This is a genomic window from Tateyamaria pelophila, from assembly GCF_019966495.1.
Classification (GTDB): Bacteria; Pseudomonadota; Alphaproteobacteria; order Rhodobacterales; family Rhodobacteraceae; genus Tateyamaria; species Tateyamaria pelophila.
This window is the reverse complement of the sequence record NZ_JAIMIA010000003.1, coordinates 43627-63271: the sequence shown is the minus strand read 5'-3', so window position 1 is coordinate 63271 and position 19645 is coordinate 43627. Positions and strand designations below refer to the sequence as shown.

The 19645-nt window shown below is 58.1% G+C and carries 17 protein-coding genes and 4 tRNA genes; 7 read left to right on the top strand and 14 right to left on the bottom strand.

What is annotated here, in order from left to right:
- From dxr to pyrH, 5 genes are all read right to left on the bottom strand, one after another.
- Complete coding sequence (gene dxr / locus LC354_RS01935) at window positions 1-1170, bottom strand: 1-deoxy-D-xylulose-5-phosphate reductoisomerase (protein ID WP_223421145.1); 1170 nt, start codon at window positions 1168-1170, stop codon at window positions 1-3.
- The gene (locus LC354_RS01930; protein WP_223421144.1) at window positions 1167-1961 is read right to left on the bottom strand and encodes a phosphatidate cytidylyltransferase; all 795 of its coding nucleotides are present in this window, start codon (window positions 1959-1961) and stop codon (window positions 1167-1169) included. Before LC354_RS01930 ends, dxr begins: the two co-directional genes overlap by 4 nt.
- A complete protein-coding gene (gene uppS, locus LC354_RS01925; protein ID WP_223421143.1) occupies window positions 1958-2701 on the bottom strand; it encodes a polyprenyl diphosphate synthase in 744 nt (247 codons plus the stop codon). The genes LC354_RS01930 and uppS overlap by 4 nt, the downstream gene beginning before the upstream one ends.
- An 88-nt stretch (window positions 2702-2789) precedes the next feature.
- On the bottom strand, window positions 2790-3353 hold the full coding sequence (gene frr / locus LC354_RS01920) for a ribosome recycling factor (RefSeq protein WP_223421142.1): 564 nt from the start codon (window positions 3351-3353) through the stop codon (window positions 2790-2792).
- 272 nt (window positions 3354-3625) lie between these two features.
- The gene (pyrH, locus tag LC354_RS01915) at window positions 3626-4354 is read right to left on the bottom strand and encodes a UMP kinase (RefSeq protein WP_223421141.1); all 729 of its coding nucleotides are present in this window, start codon (window positions 4352-4354) and stop codon (window positions 3626-3628) included.
- 73 nt (window positions 4355-4427) lie between these two features.
- On the opposite strand from pyrH, the gene miaA reads away from it, so the two are divergent.
- From miaA to LC354_RS01885, 6 genes are all read left to right on the top strand, one after another.
- Complete coding sequence (gene miaA / locus LC354_RS01910) at window positions 4428-5309, top strand: tRNA (adenosine(37)-N6)-dimethylallyltransferase MiaA (RefSeq protein ID WP_223421140.1); 882 nt, start codon at window positions 4428-4430, stop codon at window positions 5307-5309.
- A 70-nt stretch (window positions 5310-5379) separates the two neighbouring features.
- Entirely contained in the window at window positions 5380-5724 is a 345-nt protein-coding gene (locus tag LC354_RS01905) for an AraC family ligand binding domain-containing protein (protein WP_223421139.1), read from the top strand.
- Between the two features lie 186 nt (window positions 5725-5910).
- Complete coding sequence (locus LC354_RS01900) at window positions 5911-6192, top strand: helix-turn-helix transcriptional regulator (protein WP_223421138.1); 282 nt, start codon at window positions 5911-5913, stop codon at window positions 6190-6192.
- A gap of 345 nt (window positions 6193-6537) precedes the next feature.
- Window positions 6538-7623, top strand: coding sequence for an ABC transporter permease (locus tag LC354_RS01895; protein ID WP_223421137.1), 1086 nt, complete (start codon window positions 6538-6540; stop codon window positions 7621-7623).
- A 15-nt stretch (window positions 7624-7638) separates the two neighbouring features.
- Window positions 7639-9090 (top strand): ABC transporter permease, encoded by a 1452-nt coding sequence (locus LC354_RS01890; protein ID WP_223421136.1) that lies wholly within the window; start codon window positions 7639-7641, stop codon window positions 9088-9090.
- Window positions 9091-9195: 105 nt separating this feature from the next.
- Window positions 9196-11283 (top strand): dipeptide ABC transporter ATP-binding protein, encoded by a 2088-nt coding sequence (locus LC354_RS01885; protein ID WP_223421135.1) that lies wholly within the window; start codon window positions 9196-9198, stop codon window positions 11281-11283.
- Between the two features lie 560 nt (window positions 11284-11843).
- On the opposite strand, the gene LC354_RS01880 is transcribed toward LC354_RS01885, so the two are convergent.
- A complete protein-coding gene (locus LC354_RS01880; RefSeq protein WP_223421134.1) occupies window positions 11844-12431 on the bottom strand; it encodes a lytic transglycosylase domain-containing protein in 588 nt (195 codons plus the stop codon).
- A gap of 183 nt (window positions 12432-12614) precedes the next feature.
- Between LC354_RS01880 and ssb the strand changes: the two genes are divergently transcribed.
- On the top strand, window positions 12615-13118 hold the full coding sequence (ssb, locus tag LC354_RS01875) for a single-stranded DNA-binding protein (RefSeq protein WP_223421133.1): 504 nt from the start codon (window positions 12615-12617) through the stop codon (window positions 13116-13118).
- Between the two features lie 204 nt (window positions 13119-13322).
- On the opposite strand, the gene LC354_RS01870 is transcribed toward ssb, so the two are convergent.
- The 8 genes from LC354_RS01870 to lon all read right to left on the bottom strand — a co-directional run bounded on the left by LC354_RS01870 (window position 13323) and on the right by lon (window position 19120).
- A tRNA-Asp gene (locus LC354_RS01870) sits at window positions 13323-13399 on the bottom strand.
- A 48-nt stretch (window positions 13400-13447) separates the two neighbouring features.
- Window positions 13448-13524, bottom strand: a tRNA-Asp gene (locus LC354_RS01865).
- Window positions 13525-13798: 274 nt separating this feature from the next.
- Window positions 13799-14737 (bottom strand): pirin family protein, encoded by a 939-nt coding sequence (locus tag LC354_RS01860; RefSeq protein WP_223421132.1) that lies wholly within the window; start codon window positions 14735-14737, stop codon window positions 13799-13801.
- Between the two features lie 175 nt (window positions 14738-14912).
- Window positions 14913-14988 (bottom strand) — tRNA-Val (locus LC354_RS01855).
- An 88-nt stretch (window positions 14989-15076) separates the two neighbouring features.
- Entirely contained in the window at window positions 15077-15652 is a 576-nt protein-coding gene (locus tag LC354_RS01850; RefSeq protein WP_223421207.1) for a histidine phosphatase family protein, read from the bottom strand.
- A 251-nt stretch (window positions 15653-15903) separates the two neighbouring features.
- Window positions 15904-15978, bottom strand: a tRNA-Val gene (locus tag LC354_RS01845).
- A 59-nt stretch (window positions 15979-16037) separates the two neighbouring features.
- A complete protein-coding gene (locus tag LC354_RS01840; RefSeq protein WP_223421131.1) occupies window positions 16038-16493 on the bottom strand; it encodes an HU family DNA-binding protein in 456 nt (151 codons plus the stop codon).
- 218 nt (window positions 16494-16711) lie between these two features.
- The gene (lon, locus tag LC354_RS01835) at window positions 16712-19120 is read right to left on the bottom strand and encodes an endopeptidase La (protein ID WP_223421130.1); all 2409 of its coding nucleotides are present in this window, start codon (window positions 19118-19120) and stop codon (window positions 16712-16714) included.
- Between the last annotated feature and the right edge of the window lie 525 nt (window positions 19121-19645).

The window sequence follows — 19645 nt, the reverse complement described above, 5'->3', positions numbered from 1 at the left end:
CTATCCTGCTCGTTGCTCGATCGCTTTGCGCGCCGCTTGTCTGCTGATGTGGTCTACAACCATGACGTTATCAAGGGTCATCGGGGCGTCAATGTGACCTGGATCTGTTTCGTTCAGCACGATTTCCACAACTTCGGCCATCGCCGGGAACGAGAGCGCCCCGCCAATGAAACCATCGAGCGCGGTTTCCTTGGCCGCATTGAACACTGCACCGGACAAGCCGCCGCGCTCCATCACTTCGCGGGCCAGACGCAGCGCGGGCCAGCGGTCTTCGTCTGGCGCGCGGAAGGTCAGCGCACCTATTTCCGCAAGATCCAGACGCGCGACCGGCAGCGATTGGCGTGTGGGCCAGTGCAAGGCATAGCCGATGGCGTGGCGCATATCGGGTGGCCCCACATGGGCCATCAATGCACCATCCCGAAAACCGACCATCGCGTGGATCAGGGATTCAGGGTGGACCAGCACTTCGATTTGATCAGGTGCAACGCCAAAATATTCATGTGTTTCAATAATTTCCAGCGCCTTGTTAAACATGGACGCGGAATCGATGGTGATCCGCTGACCCATGTCCCAATTGGGATGCGCCGAAGCTTCGGCAATCGTGGCGCTGGCGAGTTTTTCGATGGGCCAGTCGCGGAATGCTCCGCCAGATGCGGTGATGATGATCCGCTCGACCGCGCTCATGTCTTCGCCGACCAGCGCCTGAAACACAGCGGAATGTTCGCTGTCGACCGGCAACAGGCGTGCGTCATGCGCCTTGGCCGTCTCGAGGATCAGGGCCCCGGCACAGACCAGCGATTCCTTGTTTGCAAGCGCCAGTGTCGCCCCTTGCTGCAAGGCGCAGATGCTTGGCGCAAGGCCCGCAGCCCCCACGATCGCCGACATCACCCAGTCTGCCGGACGGCAGCCCGCCTCGGTCATCGCAGACTGACCTGCCGCCGCTTCCACACCGGATCCGCGCAGCGCCTCACGCAAGGCGTCAAGCTGTGTTTCGTCGGCTGTCACGGCCACATCGGCCCCCAGGCGGATCGCGTCCCGCGCCAGCAGATCGATATTCGATGCCCCGGTCAGGGCCACCACATCATAGGCATCCGGATTGCGGGCAATCAGATCAATGGTGTTTTGTCCGATCGACCCTGTTGCCCCAAAGATCGAAACGCGGCGCGTCACAAAGCCCCTCCGGGAATGCCGGAGACCTGCCCCAGCATCAGCAGAAAGACCGATGCGCCAAGCATACCGTCAAAACGGTCCAGCACGCCGCCATGGCCGGGAATCAGATCAGAACTGTCCTTGACGCCGGTTCTGCGTTTGATCGCGCTTTCGGCGATGTCGCCCATCTGGCTGGCCATCGACAGAGCGATCGAAACGCCGATAAGTTGCAGTGTCGTCCCGGTGTTGATTGCGAAAAGGGCACCGACAATCCCTGCCCCGATCCAGCCTGAAACAGTCCCTGACCAGGTTTTTTTCGGACTGACACGGGGCCAGAACTTGGGTCCGCCAAATGTGCGACCGGCGAAATATCCCACCACGTCGGTCACGATCACGACCATGACCAGCCAGATCATCCAGCCAAAGCCCAGATCATCACGCACTCCCATCATGCCGTAACCCGCCATCAGGATCAGAACCGAAAAGGTCATATAGACGACGCGATTCCTGTCCAACTGTCCGAACCCCACCATGGCAGGTGCGAGCAAAAGCGGCAGCGCAAATCCGACGGGCAGGTAGCTTGCCAGCAATAACGCAGCCCCCGACACGCATCCCAATTGCAGCGCCAGCGACCGGTTTTCAGCCTCCAGCATCCGCGTCAGTTCCCATACCATCAAACCGCAAATGACCGAAACGAGGACATGAAACACATGCCCCCCGACCCAGATGCCCCAGATCCCGATCACAACCATCACCAGCGCAGACCCCATGCGGGCGGCCAGGTCAGACCACTTTTCGGAGGATGCACTCATCGTTTCACCCCACCATAACGGCGATCCCGGATGCCGTAACTCCGACACAGCGACGTAAATTCCTTGCGCGAGAAGTCGGGCCAGAGCGTGTCGACAAATTCGTATTCGGCATAGGCCGATTGCCACAGCAGAAAATTGGAGATGCGCGCCTCGCCACTGGTCCGGATCACCAGATCAGGATCTGGCAAAACACATGTGTCCAGATAAGTTGGCAGGGTTTCTTCGGTCACGTCCTGCGGGCGCAGTTTGCCTGCGGCCACATCCTCGGCCAGCCGACGCGTGGCGCGGGCCACTTCGTCCCGCCCGCCGTAGTTCAACGCAACGGTCAAGTGAACACGCGTGTTGTTTTCGGTCAGTGTCTCGAGTTCGTCCATAAGCGCGATCAGCTTCTTGTCCAGCTGCACCCGGTCTCCGATAAAGCGCACGCGAGCCCCAAAGCTGTGCACGGCCCTCGTTTCCTTGATGATGTAGCGGCGAAACAGGCTCATCAGCCCTGCGACTTCGACCTGCGTGCGCTTCCAGTTTTCCGTCGAGAAGGCAAAGATGGTCAGGTACTCGACACCGATGTCCGGGCAGGTCTCCACGATTTCGCGCACGCGCTTGGCCCCGGCGCGGTGGCCAAACAGACGCGGCCGCCCTCGTTGCGTTGCCCAACGCCCGTTACCGTCCATGATGATTGCGACGTGGCGCGGGCCTATATGTTCAGCGTCAGCGATTGTGTGGTCCTTGCGATTTGGCATGTGGTATGTGGATCATCCAATGACACCGGTGCGCCGCCAATCCGCCCGGGTCTTGCAAGGCGAAAAAGGGGCCACACCGAGTGTGCGCTCACACCTGCATGATCTCGGATTGTTTTTGCTCAAGCTGGGCGTCGATGGCTTTGATCGCGGCATCCGTCATGTCCTGAACTTCGCCTTCCCACAGTTTCTGGTCATCTTCCGACATACCATCCGCCTTGGCCTTTTTGATCTGGTCCATCCCGTCACGGCGTACATTGCGCACGGACACGCGGGCATTTTCGGCATAGCTTGCCGCGACCTTGGTCAGCTCGCGACGGCGCTCTTCGTTCAACTCGGGGATAGGCAGCATGATGATGGTGCCATTCAGTTGCGGATTGATCCCCAAGCCACTGTTTCGGATCGCCTTTTCCACTTTGCCGACAAGGCCCTTGTCCCACACGTTGATCGTGACCATGCGCGGTTCCGGCACGTTGACGGTGCCGACCTGGTTGATCGGCGTCATCGAGCCGTAAGCATCCACCATGACCGGTTCCAGCATCGAGGCAGACGCACGGCCTGTGCGCAAAGAGGCAAATTCGGTTTTGAGGTTCGTCATGGCGCCATCCATCCGGCGGCCAAGATCATCGGTATCAAGCATGAAGTCTTCGGACATGCGCTTTCCCTGTGTTCGTTCACCCGTTCGGGCCCATTTGGTTCGGTATAGATCAAGGCACGCATGGATGGCCAGAGGGGTTGAAGCCCGGCGCAAGCCACGCGGCCCTGAAATTTGTGTCAAAAACAGATGAATTTGCCGCTGTTCGGTTGGCTTGGTGGATCCAAGGTGGCAGTCCTGACACAAAGCCGCCCCGTCAATTGAACTGCGATCGTTGCGCCACTTCCAAGGCGCTGTGTCATTCACAGACAAAACTGCAAGCTTTTCCGCAGTTACCCCTGCACGCGCGTATAGGTCCCCTTGCCCGCAAGAATGCCACGGAACCCCCCGGGCTCATCCAGTGAAAAGACGATGATCGGCAGATTGTTGTCGCGGGCCAGTGCAATCGCGCTTGCATCCATCACGCCCAGCCTTTTTTGCAGCACATCGTCATAACTGACCGTATCATAGCGCACGGCATCGGCATGTTTGGCAGGGTCCTTGTCATAGACACCGTCGACCTTGGTCCCTTTGAAGATCGCTTCGCAGGACATTTCGTTGGCCCGCAGCGTCGCGGCCGTATCGGTCGTGAAATAGGGATTGCCAGTACCGGCCGCAAAGATACAGACCCGCTTTTTTTGCAGGTGGCGGACGGCGCGGCGGCGAATATACGGTTCCGCCACTTCGTTCATGGTGATGGCGGAAATCACGCGGGTGTGGATGTTGAGCCCTTCGAGCGCCGACTGCATCGCAAGTGCGTTCATCACCGTGGCCAGCATGCCCATGTAATCGGCCGTGGTCCGCTCCATTCCCTGCGCCGATCCTTGCAGGCCGCGGAAAATATTACCGCCGCCGATGACCATGCAAATTTCGACGCCCATATCGTGCACCGATTGCACTTCGCGGGCGATCCGTTCGACCGTCGGAGGGTGCAGGCCGAAGCCCTGATCGCCCATCAGCGCCTCGCCCGAAATCTTGAGCATGACCCTGCTGAAGGATGCTCCTGCTTCCATCTCGACCATGTCGTATTCCCCACTCTTTGAATTTCGTCGCAACCTGTCCTAAAAGCGGGTGGTTTTCAATGGACAGCCGCACATGATCTCTGACCTGATCGCAAGTTTTTCGCGTGAACGCCCTGTATTGATCGCAGGACCGACAGCATCGGGTAAATCTGCGCTGGCGCTCGCCATCGCCGAGGCGCACGGCGGGGTGATTGTAAATGCGGATGCCAGCCAGGTTTACGACTGCTGGCGGGTGTTGACCGCGCGCCCGTCACCTCAGGAGGAAGCACGCGCGCCGCACGCTCTTTACGGTCATTTGCCCTTTGATGCGCCCTACTCCACCGGGCATTGGTTGCGCGACGTCGCCCCGCTTCTCAAGGCGGGTCGTCCGATCATCGTTGGCGGTACGGGGCTGTATTTCAGCGCGCTGACCGAAGGATTGGCAGATATTCCCGCCATCCCTGCAGACCTGCGCACACGGGCGGACGCTCTGTCACTTGCGGCCCTGGCGACAGACATCGATCCGCAAACGGCGACCCGGATTGATATGGCCAACCGCGCCCGGGTCCAGCGGGCGTGGGAAGTCCAGCACGCGACAGGCCGGTCTTTGACCAGTTGGCAAAACGATACGGCGCGCCCATTGCTGGCCAAGGGACAGTATACCGGCATCGTGATGGACAGCCCAAAAGAGTGGCTCACCCCGCGCATCGGACACCGATTTGGTCAAATGTTGTCCGACGGTGGGCTAGACGAGGCACGGGCCATGCAAGACCGATTCGATCCGAGTCTGCCGTCATGTCGAGCCATAGGTGTGGCCGAAGCGATGGCTGTGCTTGACGGAGAGTTGACATATGCACAAGCCGTTGAGGCCGCAACCATTGCCACCCGCCGATACGCCAAGCGGCAGCGGACCTGGTTTCGCTCACGGATGCCGGACTGGCAACGGATCGCTTCAGCAACGCTTGCGGACAGGTAACATTACTTGCTGTATTTCGGTGGTTTCTGGTGACAACATCGGCTTGAATTGATGAAAGCGAACAAAACGCATGTCATTGGCGCCGATACATGTTGCGAGCCTGACACAGTGGACCGGGCAACAGGACTGGCGGCTGACCCTGGCGCATGATCATCCGGCCCACCTGCTGATCTGGGTCACCCGTGGTCAGGGGCGGCTCCTGTTGAACGGGACCCGGCGTGGGGTTGGCACCAACAATGTGATTTCGGTGCCTCCAAACACGCTCTTCTCGCTGGATCTGGGTCGACAAGGCCTGGGTCAGGTCGTGGTGATCCCGGACGGCACTGAGGTGCGTCTTCCCTCCGGACCGCAACAGCTTCGGTTGCGCGATACGACGACAATATCGGAACTGGCCCTGCTCTTTGACTCCGCGTAACGGGAGGTTACCCATCCCAGATCCCTGTCACAGGATGCGCTGAATGCTCACATCGCATTGATGTCGGTCTGGCTGCGGCGTCAGATTGCCCTGCCGGAGCACTTGCCCCTTCCGATGAATGCGGCGGCCCGATTAAGCGCCGCGTTTTGCGCAGACGTGGTGCGAAGACACCGCGACGGTTTGACAATGACCGAAAATGCGTTGTTTCTCGGCGTTACGCCCACCCACCTGACCCAGGCCTGCAAGGCCGCCACCGGCAAAACGGCGGCGGATCTGCTGACCGAACGGGTACTATATGCCGCGCGTATCGCGCTGTTGGAGACATCGGTGCCGGTGCAGGATGTGGCCCGCTTTCTGGGCTTTGGTTCGGCGGCGTATTTCACGCGGTTCATCCAGCAGCATACAAAAATGACCCCCACGGCCCTGCGCCGAAGTCGAGCCTCCGATGCGGGCGCGGTTCGCTCCTAAAATGTGCCGTGCGCTGCAAATGTCGCAAACGATCCAATCGCATGTCGCAAATAAACCTCGATTCATCCATGCACACCGTTGACCTATGTCGATATCTGTTGCCTCATGGCGGCGGAACTAAAAACCGAGCCGACTTGCGCTGGCTCCGAAGACGTCGGCAGATTGCAGACACGTCCGAGCGAAATGGTTGGCTGAGGTCCGAAGGGAGTACACAGGCACCGAATCTGCGATCCGGACGACCGGCCCCCAAAGGGCAAACAAATTAAAAATGCGTGGCACGTTCAATGAGGCCCGCACATCCACCGGCAGATCGACCTGCCTAAAGCCACCCAACAGGGGCGACATATGGGACTATTCATTCTTCGACGACTGGGCGTGATGATTCTGACGGCAATTTGCCTCACATTCATCGTGTTCTTTTTGACAAATCTTTATCCAAACCTGGAAAAGCTCGCCAAGACCCAAGGCAACTTCCGCATGTCCGAAGAGGAGGTGCAGAGCTGGCTTGAGCCGCGTGGCTATACGGATCCGATGTTGATCAAGTACGGCCGCTGGCTGGGGGTCGCGCCGGGATGGGTCAATGTGGCCGCGGATGGCACAGTGACCGGAAAGTGCTTTACCGAGGACACGCCCGTCGAAGAGCGGCCCACCTTCTGCGGTGTGCTTCAGGGCAACTGGGGCACGTCTCTGGTTTTTCAGGACGACGTCGGCAGTCTGGTTGCCACACGACTGGCAGCCACAGGCAAGCTGATGGGCTTTGTACTGCTCCTGATGGTGCCGCTCTCGCTGCTGGTCGGCGTGCTTGCGGGGATGCGCGAAGGCTCTGGGCTTGACCGGTCGCTCTCGACCTTCTCGATCGCAACGACAGCCACGCCGGAATACGTCTCCGGGGTTGTGTTCATCGCCCTTCTCGCCTCGTCCAAATTCGGCATATCGCCCATCTTGGCGGAATGGGGCTGGATCGATGGCAGAACACTGTTTTCCGGCTCCGCCACCCAGGCGATCGACAATGCGACATTTGCGAACTTTACCCTGCCCGTCCTGACGATCGCGCTTTACGGGATGGGGTATATCGCGCGGATGACGCGGGCATCGATGACCGAAGTGATGACGGCGCAGTATATAAGGACTGCACGGCTCAAGGGGGTCAGCTTTGGCAACATCGTGATGAAACATGCCCTGCGCAACGCGCTGATCGCGCCTTTCACCGTGATCATGTTGCAAATTCCGTGGCTTCTGAACGGTGTCGTCATTGTCGAGACGCTCTTTAACTATAAGGGCTTTGGCTGGTTGCTGGTACAGGCGGCGGGCAACAATGACATCGAACTTCTTCTGGCCGTTTCGGTCGTCTCTGTGGTCGTGGTGCTGATCACGCAGCTGATATCGGATATCGGCTACGTCTTTCTCAACCCACGCATCCGCATTTCTTAAGGGAGGGTCAGAATTATGGAACCTTTGACGTGGACAGGCACCGTTGGCGAATTTCTCGATCCGGTGACCTTTGTTTTGGGCATTCTCTTTGCATTGACCGTGACGGCGCAGATCGTTTTGAGCGTGGTCAGCAGCGGCGACAGGGTCGTGACAAACCCGGATGGCACGCTAAGCTCAGCCGGTGGCGCTTATGGAATGGTTTCGATGGGCACCCGTTGGCTGGGGACAAGCCTGATCGGACTGGCGCTGCTCTATATCGTGATCGGCGCGATTTCAGGCCCAACCGGCGTCGGCATTGTCGGCGGTATGAGCCAGCAATTGATCCCGGTCTGGATCGCGCTGATCGTCACCTTTGTCGTTTCGATCAAGTTCAAGCGCAAACTGGGACTTTATGGCAAACTCTTTGATTCGACCGTGGGCATGATTGGTTTTGCGCTGGTGATGTTCTGGGTCTTTGCAGGGGTTATGGCCGGTGTGTTTGACTGGATCACCACCTTCGACAGCCTCAGCCAGGTCTCCGGCATGAAGAACAAAGGCCCCGGAACACCGCTCTTTGGCGCGGAAGATGGCGAATACCCCTGGTACCTGCTGGGTGGTGACAACCTTGCCCGCGACGTGTTCAGCCGCCTGTTCAAGGGCGCATGGGTGGTGGTGCAGATCGCACCGCTGGCCACGCTTTTCGCCTTTATGGTCGGCATCACGCTGGGCCTGCCTGCGGGATATTATGGCGGCAAGCTGGACACGGTTCTGTCCTTTCTTGCCAACTTGATCCTCGCCTTCCCGGTGATCTTGCTGTTCTACCTGCTGGTGACGCCGGAAATCGTGGCCACGGGCATTCCGAATTACATGGCGACGGTCCTCTTTGTCTTTCCGCTGGTCTTTGTCGGTGTCTTGCTGAACTCGCGCTACTACACGCAGCCAAGCATCCGCACGCCGCTCTTGATCGTGGTGTTGGGCATCATGGGCTGGATTTACCTGTCGCTGATTTCAGACAGCGGAACGAAGGTGAACTTGCTGCCTGAGTTCCTTGACCTCTTTGACATTGAGGGCGGCATTCTGGTGGTCTTTGTATCCGTGGTCTTTGTGAACGCGCCAACCGTGTTTCGGATCGTCCGGGGCCTGGCACTGGATATCAAGACACGCGACTACGTGGCAGCGGCCCAAACCCGCGGTGAAGGACCCTGGTACATCATGCTTTGGGAAATCCTGCCCAATGCGCGGGGTCCGCTGATCGTCGATTTCTGTCTGCGTATCGGCTATACCACGATCCTGCTGGGCACTTTGGGCTTCTTTGGTCTGGGTCTGGAAAGCGAAAGTCCGGATTGGGGCACGACCATCAACACCGGTCGCCAACTTATTCGCGCCTACGTTCATCCCCTTCTGCCGCCTGCGCTGTCTCTGATGACGCTGGTGCTGGGTCTGAACCTGTTGGCGGACGGATTGCGCGAAGAGAGCCTGAAAGACTGAGTTGAGAATGCGGGACCGGGGGCCAGCCCCCGGACCCCCGGGATTTGTTAGAACAGAGAAGCAGGGGACACTGTATCCCCGCACCTCCGACAGGGAGAGCAACACATGGCGAAACTGGATTATGAAGGCCCGATCCTCGAGATCGACAAGCTGAGTATTTCCTTTTTTACGCGGCTGCGGGAAATTCCTGCGGTCATGGATTTTTCGGTGACGGTGCAGCCCGGTGAAGCGGTCGGGCTGGTGGGCGAATCGGGTTGTGGGAAATCCACGGTGGCGCTTGGCGTCATGCAGGACCTTGGCAAGAACGGGCGCATCGTTGGCGGCTCCATCAAGTTCAAGGGTCAGGATTTGCAGGAGATGACCGCCGACGAGTTGCGCGCCATTCGCGGCTCGGAGATCGCAATGATCTATCAGGAGCCGATGGCTTCGCTGAACCCCGCGATGAAGATCGGACGGCAGTTGATGGAAGTGCCGATGATCCACCAGGATATGTCGGAAAAGGATGCCTATGACCGCGCGCTGCAGGTGGTTACCGACGTCAAGCTGCCCGACCCCAAGCGGATCCTGAACTCCTTCCCGCACCAGCTTTCGGGGGGTCAACAGCAGCGGATCGTGATTGCCATGGCGCTGATGTCGGAGCCATCCTTGCTGATCCTGGATGAGCCGACCACGGCGCTTGATGTAACCGTCGAAGCAGCCGTGGTTGAGTTGGTCAAGGATCTGGGCAAGAAATACGGCACGTCCATGCTCTTCATTTCGCACAACCTTGGTTTGGTTCTGGAGACCTGTGACCGGATTTGTGTGATGTATTCCGGCGAAGCCGTGGAACGTGGCAGCATCGAACAGGTCTTTGACGAGATGCAGCACCCCTACACGCAGGCGCTGTTTCGGTCGATCCCCCTGCCCGGCGCGGACAAGAACGCGCGTCCGCTTGTGGCGATACCCGGCAATTTCCCCCTGCCCCATGAACGGCCGCCCGGATGTAACTTTGGCCCGCGCTGTGACTACTTTGAAGCGGGACGTTGCGATGCGGATAAAACCATCAGAATGGCCCCGGCCAATGAGGATGGCAGCCATGAGACCCGGTGCCTGAGATTTCAGGAGATCGACTGGAACGCCCCGATGGAACTGGCCGACGTCAAGACCAAGGGCGAGATCGGCGATGTTGTCCTGAAAATGGACAACCTCAAGAAGTACTATGAGGTTGCGGCCTCTGCGCTCTTTTCCTCCGGTGAAAAGAAGGTGGTCAAGGCCAATGAAACGTTGAGTTTCGAGGCGCGCGAATCCGAGACCCTCGCCATTGTGGGAGAATCCGGCTGCGGCAAGTCCACCTTTGCCAAAGTGTTGATGGGTTTGGAAACCGCTACCGAAGGGACCATCACCCTGGGCAACAACCAGATCCAGGATATTCCGATTGAGAAACGGGACACGCAAACCGTGGCCGACATTCAGATGGTGTTTCAGAACCCGTTCGATACGTTGAACCCCTCCATGACGGTGGGGCGCCAGATCATCCGCGCGCTTGAGATTTTCAAGATCGGCAAGAACGAAAGTGAGCGGCGCGACCGGATGTTGGAACTGCTTGATCTGGTAAAACTGCCCCGTGAATTCGCCGGCCGGATGCCGCGGCAATTGTCTGGCGGACAAAAGCAACGGGTGGGGATTGCCCGCGCCTTTGCCGGGGATGCCCGCATCGTTGTAGCGGACGAGCCTGTGTCGGCCCTTGATGTGTCGGTGCAGGCGGCCGTCACGGATCTTTTGATGGAAATTCAGCGCGAGCACAAAACCACGCTGCTGTTCATCAGTCATGATCTGTCGATTGTGCGCTATCTCAGCGACCGGGTCATGGTGATGTATCTTGGCCATGTCGTGGAGCTCGGCACGACGGATCAGGTCTTCTCCCCCCCCTATCACCCCTACACGGAAGCGCTTTTGTCGGCGGTTCCCATTGCCGATACCAGCGTACAGAAACAGCATATCGTGCTCGAGGGCGACATTCCGTCGGCGATGAACCCGCCACCCGGTTGCCCCTTTCAGACCCGCTGTCGCTGGAAATCGGAAGTGCCGGGCGGGCTTTGCGAGAAAGAGGTGCCACCGGTGCGCATGCTGGCACAAGGTCATCAGGTCAAATGCCACCTCAGCGACGAAAAACTGGCCACGATGGAGCCGGTCATCAAAATCGCGGCCGAGTGAGAAACAGGTCGCATCCTGCGGCCTGTTTTCCGGTATTCTGCGATCCTCTGGGTGAAATGCGCGGAGGGGTTTCACCCTGTGAGTTTGGGGCGCACGGCAAAGTGGCCGCTTGGCAGATGTGTGCCGCATTCAAAGTGGCGCCAGCGCAACACGCAAGAACAAACCGGCGTCCATATTGTCGATCGTCATCAGTATATTGGACGCTTAAATATCCCGTTCTGCGACAGAAAAAGCCCCATTTGCATTCAATGCGTAGGATTGAAATTACTCTGTGCGAGCGCCATCCGACCTGAAATGCCCCTCTGCACTTCACCGCATTTTCTTGCGGGTCGGACCCACGCTCTTGGCGGGTAAATGGAGTGCGTGCAAAAGGATGCAGGGTCTGACTGAGCTAAGCCATCGTGAAATCCGGCATCCGCACATTGCAAACCACTGGTGGCATACGGTTGCTGTCGGACACCTTCGTTCATCTGGATTGGAAAGTCGCAAGGTGTCTGCAAGCTGACCTGAAAATTCGGCCAAGGTGCATCGGAACGTTCGGGAAAATGCTCAGGGCAGGATCAGCTGCCCCAGATCACCCGGACGTAGTTGCGGGTTTCCTTGTAGGGCGGGACACCATTGTGTCTTTTGACCGCATTCGGCCCGGCATTATAAGCCGCCAGAGCGAGGCGCCAATTGCCAAATGTTTGAAATTGCTGCTTAAGATAGCGCGCGCCGCCCTCCAGGTTTTCGGCGGGATCCTTACGATCCACGCCCAATGCACGGGCGGTTTCAGGCATCAGCTGGGCCAGACCATAGGCGCCCTTGTGTGACACAGCTTTGGAATTCCAACCTGATTCTTGCTGCACCAGCCGCAAAAACAGGTTCACCGGCACACCATGTTTCTGTGCCGCAGATTTGGCCATGGTCAGGTAAGGCCCGTTGTACTTGCCCTTGAATTTCAGGCCCTGGCCGTCCCATTTGGTGGGCGTCACCACGGTTGGCGGTTTCAGGCGCACCGAATTGGAATACTGTTTGGACGCGCGATTATCGAGGATACCAGTTTGAGATTTGAACAGCTTTGATCTGCTTCGGCTGGAAAAAACATCCGCCGCGGCGGCCTGTCCCATCAAAGCAAAAATCACCAATACACTTGTTGCTGCCCGCATCGTGCCTACTGTCCTCAAACGAATTATCTTCCGCTTCGCGTATCAAATAGCCCTTTTTTTGCATTTGATCCAGTCAGAAGCTTACACACGGCTTTAACCATGTTTCGGCGAAGTATAGGTTGGCGAAAACCAAGGGTGCGGTACGGAATCGGTATCGCCCGCAAAGACAAGAAGGGGAATCACATGGCAGGGTCGGTGAACAAGGTCATACTGATCGGCAATCTGGGGCGTGACCCGGAAGTGCGCACGTTCCAAAATGGTGGAAAAGTCTGCAATTTGCGGATTGCAACGTCAGAGACGTGGAAGGATCGCAACACCGGCGAGCGCAAGGAACGGACCGAATGGCATTCGGTTGCGATCTTCTCGGAACCGCTGGTGCGTGTCGCCGAGCAGTATCTGAAGAAAGGGTCCAAGATTTATATCGAGGGCCAACTCGAAACGCGCAAGTGGCAGGACCAGTCCGGACAAGACAAGTACAGCACCGAAGTCGTATTGCGCCCCTACCGGTCCGAACTGACCATGCTGGATGGTCGTGACAGCGGCGGTGGCGGCGGGAACTTTGGCGGTGGCGGTGGTGGTGGCCAGATGGGTTACGATGATCGGGGCGGAGACTATGGCGGCGGCGGGGGTGGCGGATCAAGCAGCCCGGCACCCAGCCGCGATCTTGACGATGAAATTCCGTTCTGAGCGATTGTCTTTCTAAACGCCGAAGTCAGAAAAGTTTTGGACAGGCTGCCTTCCCGGCAGCCTTTTTTTCGACTTGATCAACGTCTCGGTCTGTCATGGCTTCGGCGAAACAGACCCGTCGCGCAGCCATTTTCCGACACGGAAAATGGCCAGAAAACCTACTGTTTTCTGTTTCGGCCAAAACTGTCGGCTTGGGGAGGGAAGTGGCGCGGTTGACGGGGCTCGAACCCGCGACCCCCGGCGTGACAGGCCGGTACTCTAACCAACTGAGCTACAACCGCGCATTTGCCTTTCGGCGTGCCCATTTCTCCGGGACCAGAGTGCAGCAGTGGCGCGGTTGACGGGGCTCGAACCCGCGACCCCCGGCGTGACAGGCCGGTACTCTAACCAACTGAGCTACAACCGCCCGCTGCGTTGTGCGGTCATATGTGCAGTGCGGTGGCGCGTCAAGCCGGGTTTTGCCTGAAACTCACCGAATTCTGCGTTCAACGTATCGCAACCATTTCGGTCGCCCCTCTTTTGTGTCCTCACCCTCCAGATTGCGCTCGCTGTCACACCATCTGCAGAGGCCGACTTCATTCTGATTTCACAGATCGACGTCTGCATCACCCACATCAAACCCAAGACCAGGCAAACCATTCTTCAGCTCAAAACGTCCGCGTGCCGGTTTGTACTGTCCCTTATCTCTCGGGCAGTGGAATGAACTCATCCTCATCACCAGGAGGCAGGTGAAACCGACCATGCGCCCAATCGCCCGCGCGCCAGGCTTCCTTGGCAGCCTCAATCCGCTCTTTGCTGGATGCCACAAAATTCCACCAGATATGACGCGATCCCTCAAGTGTTGCGCCCCCCAGCAGCATTAGTCGCGCACCGGCCTCGCCTGCCGTGACGGACATCTGATCACCGGGCCGGAAGACCATCATCTGTCCGGCGTCATAGCTTTGTCCCGCGACCACGATCGATCCCTGCACCACATAGATCCCGCGATCCTCGTGATTGTCCGGCAAGGGCATGCGCGCCCCTGCCTCCAACACCGCATCGGCGTAAAACATCTCGGACGCTGTCTTTACCGGTGCCCGTTCGCCCCAGGCGTCCCCCAGAATCAGCCGCACTTCTTTGCCTTCGCCCTCCAGAACGGGCAGCGAGTCTTTCGGGGCATGTTCAAAGGCCGCCGGATCATCCTCGGCATCCTTGGGCAACGCGACCCAGGTCTGAATGCCAAACAGGCTGTGCGGTTTTTCGCGCACCTGCCCATCGGTCCGCTCGGAATGAGTGATTCCATGTCCCGCAACCATCCAGTTGACCGCCCCCGGGTCGATCCATTGATCCGTGCCGACACTGTCACGGTGATGGATTTTGCCCTTGTAAAGATAGGTGACAGTTGCCAGTCCGATATGCGGGTGCGGGCGGACGTCAATCCCTTTGCCGGTGACAAATTCGGCGGGACCCATCTGGTCAAAAAAGATGAACGGGCCCACCATCTGGCGTTTGGGCGCAGGCAAAGCCCTTCGGACTTCAAACCCGCCCAGATCGCGGGCGCGGGGGACAATTATGGTCTCAATCGCATCCACGGCGTCGCCTTTCGGGCAATCGGGATCGAGTGCGGGGTTCCAGCTCATGTGCGATACTCCTTGTGCGCTTTAAATGAAGATAACGCGATGATGTATTCACACAACAGGCAAGTCATGAGGGCTTTGGTGCGCAAATGAACACTGGTAGCCCCTGTGCCTACCATGGCGCCAGATGGGAAAGCGCATGGCAATTTGCCCTAAAAATCTTCTTGGAAAGAGGGAATGGTGGGTCGTGAGAGGCTCGAACTCCCGACATCTTCGGTGTAAACGAAGCGCTCTACCAACTGAGCTAACGACCCGATTGCGCTGTCTTACTCAAAGGCGCAGGGCGCTTCAACCCCTTTCATCGACTGTATTGCAAACGCGTAAATCGGCGGGCGTGTGACGCTATTCAGCCAGGCATGTCTGTCGCCCGCTGGACAGATGATAGATCACGCCCTGCCCTCCCGGCAAATCGGAAAATGCCCCTGAGTCCAGTCCGAGCGCATGACAGCGCAGCATCCGGGAGGTGATCCCATGGGTAAACACGACGGTCGGTTTGGTACGTTCCGCGAGAAAGGCTCCGGTTCTGACATAGAGCGCTTCCAGCCCCTCGCCGCCGGGCGCGTGATCGTACCAGATCATGTTATCTTCCGGCTCAAACAAATGCGGCGCGGTTTCCATGATCTTGGTCCGCGACGCACCGGACCATGCGCCCAAGGTGATTTCCGCCAAACGGCCGTCCAAAACAACCTGTGACATGGTGCCTTGCAGGGCGAGCTGCGCCGTTTCGGTGCACCTGCCTTGCGGACTACAGAAGATATCCCACCCTGAAATGCCAAACTCGTTCAGCAATCGCCCTTGGGCTGCGGCCTGCGAACAGCCCTGTTGTGTGAGTGGACTATCTGCCTCGCCCTGCATGCGGCCAAGGCGATTCCATTCCGTCTCACCGTGTCGAAGAATGAGGAGGTCTGGATACGTCACAGCCAAGGGTTATCCGCACTTGAACGCGGGAAAACGTGCCGTAGTCGTTGCTTCGACATCTCCTGTTTGCACCTTGTCCACCCTCCGCCCCAAGCACGTCGCATGTATGCATCGGCATTTAGAAACGGCTTTGCAAGTTTGTTTTCGTATTTCGCAGTGCACCAGATCGTCCGCCACTGTAGGCTGTTGCGCGCGTAGAACGACACTCCCAAGCGATTGATTTTCAGAAGGTATTGCCAGAGAAAGTCAGATGGTGGGTGATAAGAGATTTGAACTCCTGACATCTTCGATGTGAACGAAGCGCTCTACCACTGAGCTAATCACCCAAACTGCGCGCGTCCTAGCCAATCAAAACGCTGTACGCAAGAGGCCTTCCCCGCAAATATCAGTCGGCCGAAGGGGACATATTGCCCTGCGACGCGGTATCCGGGTCGTCCGCAACAACGCTGGGCGGCAGATCGCGGGCCTGCCGTATACGCGTGATCAGCACCTTGCCGACGGCCAATTTCTTTTCACGGTTCACTTTCACCTTGCCCAAAGGTTGCAGATTCAACTCGCGCCCATCTTGCAAGGCCGATCCGAGCACCTCCAGCATCGCCTCGATCACGGGCTTTGCGTCTTTCTTCTTGATGCCGGACTTGGCGACAACCGCATTGATCAACTCTTTTTTCCGCATCATTGGTCCTGCCACAACGGGCTGCGGTGCGTTGACGACGACAGATGGCGCCGGTTCCGGTGACACCGGTTTTGCACCGGTGGCTTTGGCCTTTGTCACGGCTGTTTCGCCAGTGGACGGGGTCTTGCGGGTTGATGTTCTGGTCGTTTTCTTGGTCGTTGCCATGGGTGCCTCACTTTATGACTGCTTGGGCTGCGTATAGCGCAAATTCACTTAGACATCTATAATGCCGATGCAGTGTGTGGCCAAAGGCATACCATATTCCTGCGCCTTTGCGACCGGTCATCCAGACGAACGCCAGTCCCGTGATGCGCAGAGAGAGTGCAAAAAAAATGCGCGCAACCCGGGAGTTGCGCGCAGTCTTGCATTTCATCTCAGATGGGTCAGTGCGCCGTGGCGCCTGCACCGCCCGGTTGCGCCTGGGCCGCGGCGGCTGCCGCCGCTTCTTCGGCGGCCTCATCCCATTCGATCGGTACCGGAGCTTCGATCAAGGCACGTTCCAGCACTTCCCTGACGTGGGACACCGGGATGATTTCCAACCCTTCCTTCACGTTGTCGGGAATCTCGGTCAGATCTTTCTCATTCTCTTGCGGGATGAGAACCGTCTTGATCCCGCCACGCAGGGCCGCCAACAGTTTTTCCTTCAACCCGCCAATGGGCATCGCATTGCCGCGCAGGGACACTTCGCCCGTCATGGCAATATCGCGGCGCACGGGAATGCCGGTCAGCACCGACACGATCGACGTGACCATGGCAAGACCCGCAGACGGGCCATCCTTGGGCGTCGCACCGTCCGGCACGTGAACGTGGATGTCGATCTTGTCGAACTTGGTCGGCTTGACCCCGATCTGCGGGCTGATCGAGCGCACATAGCTCGAGGCGGCGTCGATGCTCTCTTTCATCACATCGCCCAGCTTGCCGGTCGTCTTCATCCGACCTTTTCCGGGCAGTTTCAACGCTTCGATGTGCAAAAGATCACCGCCCACTGACGTCCAGGCCAGTCCCGTGACAACACCGATCTGATCGGCCTGTTCGGCCAGACCATAGCGGTGTTTTTTGACACCCAGGAAGTCGTCGATGTTTTCGGCCGTGACGCGGACGGTCTCGGCCTCTTTCTTGACGATCTTGGTCAGCGATTTCCGCGCCACCTTGGCAATCTCACGCTCAAGGTTCCGCACGCCCGCTTCACGGGTGTAATAACGGATGATCGACGACAAAGCCTCGTCCGTCAGTTCGAACTCGGACTTTTTCAGGCCGTGGTTCTTGATCTGCTTGGCGATGAGGTGCTGTTTCGCAATCTCGCGCTTTTCGTCCTCAGTGTAGCCCGCCAGCGGAATGATCTCCATCCGGTCCAGCAATGGCCCCGGCATATTGTAAGAGTTCGACGTGGTCAGGAACATCACGTTCGAGAGATCATACTCGACCTCAAGGTAGTGATCCACAAAGGTGGAGTTCTGTTCCGGATCAAGCACTTCAAGCATGGCCGACGCCGGGTCGCCCCGGAAATCCTGGCCCATCTTGTCGATCTCGTCGAGCAGGATGAGCGGATTGGTTGTCTTTGCCTTTTTCAGCGCCTGAATGATCTTGCCAGGCATCGAGCCGATATAGGTCCGGCGGTGGCCGCGGATCTCGGATTCGTCACGCACACCACCCAGCGAGATGCGGATGAACTCGCGTCCCGTGGCCTTGGCGACCGACTTGCCCAGGCTGGTTTTGCCCACGCCCGGAGGGCCGACCAGACACATGATCGGGCCTTTCATCTTTTTCGACCGCTGCTGCACCGCGAGGTATTCGACAATGCGTTCCTTGACCTTTTCCAACCCATAGTGATCGTCGTCCAAGATTTTCTCGGCGCGGCCCAGATCCTTTTTCACGCGCGATTTCACGCCCCACGGGATCGACAGCATCCAGTCCAGATAATTGCGCACCACGGTCGCCTCGGCGCTCATGGGCGACATGTTCTTCAGCTTCTTGATCTCGGCATCGGCCTTTTCACGGGCCTCTTTGCTCAGCTTGGTAGCCTCGATCTTGGCTTCCAACTCGGCGACTTCGTTCTTGCCGTCCTCGCCATCGCCCAATTCGTTCTGAATGGCTTTCATCTGCTCGTTCAGATAGTATTCGCGCTGTGTCTTCTCCATCTGGGATTTGACGCGGGTCTTGATCTTTTTCTCGACCTGCAAAACGCTCATCTCGCCCTGCATGAGGCCGTAAACCTTCTCCAGGCGTTCCGAGACGGCGAGCGTTTCCAGCAGGTCCTGCTTCTGCTCCACTTCGATGCCCAGATGACCGGCAACCAGATCGGCCAGTTTCGCAGGCTCGGTTGTTTCCCCGACGGCAGTCAACGCCTCTTCGGGGATGTTCTTTTTCACTTTGGAATAGCGTTCGAACTCGTCGCCGACAGACCGCAGCAACGCTTCGGTCGTGGCCGGATCTCCCGGCATCTCGGTCAGATACTCGGCGCGGGCCTCAAAGAAGTTATCATTGTCGAGGTATTCCGTAATGCGCACCCGCGCCTGCCCCTCGACCAGCACCTTTACGGTACCATCGGGCAGCTTCAGCAGTTGCAACACATTGGCCAGAACCCCGGCCTTGTAAATGCCAGAAGTATCCGGGTCATCGACGGCCGGATCGGTCTGGCTCGACAGCAGGATCTGCTTGTCATCTGCCATAACCTCTTCCAAGGCGCGCACCGATTTCTCACGGCCCACGAACAGCGGCACGATCATGTGTGGAAATACGACAATGTCACGCAGCGGCAAAACCGGGTACGAGGCATTAAGTGGCTCTTGCATGCTCTTTTCCTTATCTTTGGCAAAACAGCGCGGTCCCGACTGCGGCAACCTTGGCTGTCTCCTTATACTGGCTACTGATTTGTGTCCGCAGCCCCCTTGTTTCAAGGTCCAGAATGACGCGCCCCGGCCATGGACGCAATGGGACCTTGCAAACTGTCCCCAGTTTTTTTGGCACTACAGATAGAGAATTCCACCGTATTTCCTGCTAAATATGCGCAGTTCGGCCCAAATCAGACGTGAAAATCGCGCAAATCGGTTCAAAGGACGTAAGCGCGGCCCTCACCGTGCACCGATGCAATCCTCTCAGTCTCTTGAGCTGAATCTGCAGTCCATATTTGCGCACAATGCTGAAACCGGTGCCCCGAACGTGGCCCATAGCAGGGGGGCGTGACGACACGAAACGCGCCACGCGTCCCAAACGCCAGCCCGCCCCCGTTGTCCTTTTCAGGCCAGGACCAGGACGGCCAGAACAATCACTGCGCACCAGATTACCGAAAACATTCCAAATATCATTACGACCTTCCC

Excerpts from the sequence above, each read along its gene's own strand:
- LC354_RS01930 (WP_223421144.1), bottom strand. The coding sequence starts at position 1,961 with ATGAGTGCATCCTCCGAAAAGTGGTCTGACCTGGCCGCCCGCATGGGG.
- uppS (WP_223421143.1), bottom strand. The coding sequence starts at position 2,701 with ATGCCAAATCGCAAGGACCACACAATCGCTGACGCTGAACATATAGGC.
- frr (WP_223421142.1), bottom strand. The coding sequence starts at position 3,353 with ATGTCCGAAGACTTCATGCTTGATACCGATGATCTTGGCCGCCGGATG.
- pyrH (WP_223421141.1), bottom strand. The coding sequence starts at position 4,354 with ATGGTCGAGATGGAAGCAGGAGCATCCTTCAGCAGGGTCATGCTCAAG.
- miaA (WP_223421140.1), top strand. The coding sequence starts at position 4,428 with ATGATCTCTGACCTGATCGCAAGTTTTTCGCGTGAACGCCCTGTATTG.
- LC354_RS01905 (WP_223421139.1), top strand. The coding sequence starts at position 5,380 with ATGTCATTGGCGCCGATACATGTTGCGAGCCTGACACAGTGGACCGGG.
- LC354_RS01900 (WP_223421138.1), top strand. The coding sequence starts at position 5,911 with ATGACCGAAAATGCGTTGTTTCTCGGCGTTACGCCCACCCACCTGACC.
- LC354_RS01895 (WP_223421137.1), top strand. The coding sequence starts at position 6,538 with ATGGGACTATTCATTCTTCGACGACTGGGCGTGATGATTCTGACGGCA.
- LC354_RS01890 (WP_223421136.1), top strand. The coding sequence starts at position 7,639 with ATGGAACCTTTGACGTGGACAGGCACCGTTGGCGAATTTCTCGATCCG.
- LC354_RS01885 (WP_223421135.1), top strand. The coding sequence starts at position 9,196 with ATGGCGAAACTGGATTATGAAGGCCCGATCCTCGAGATCGACAAGCTG.
- LC354_RS01880 (WP_223421134.1), bottom strand. The coding sequence starts at position 12,431 with ATGCGGGCAGCAACAAGTGTATTGGTGATTTTTGCTTTGATGGGACAG.
- ssb (WP_223421133.1), top strand. The coding sequence starts at position 12,615 with ATGGCAGGGTCGGTGAACAAGGTCATACTGATCGGCAATCTGGGGCGT.
- LC354_RS01860 (WP_223421132.1), bottom strand. The coding sequence starts at position 14,737 with ATGAGCTGGAACCCCGCACTCGATCCCGATTGCCCGAAAGGCGACGCC.
- LC354_RS01840 (WP_223421131.1), bottom strand. The coding sequence starts at position 16,493 with ATGGCAACGACCAAGAAAACGACCAGAACATCAACCCGCAAGACCCCG.
- lon (WP_223421130.1), bottom strand. The coding sequence starts at position 19,120 with ATGCAAGAGCCACTTAATGCCTCGTACCCGGTTTTGCCGCTGCGTGAC.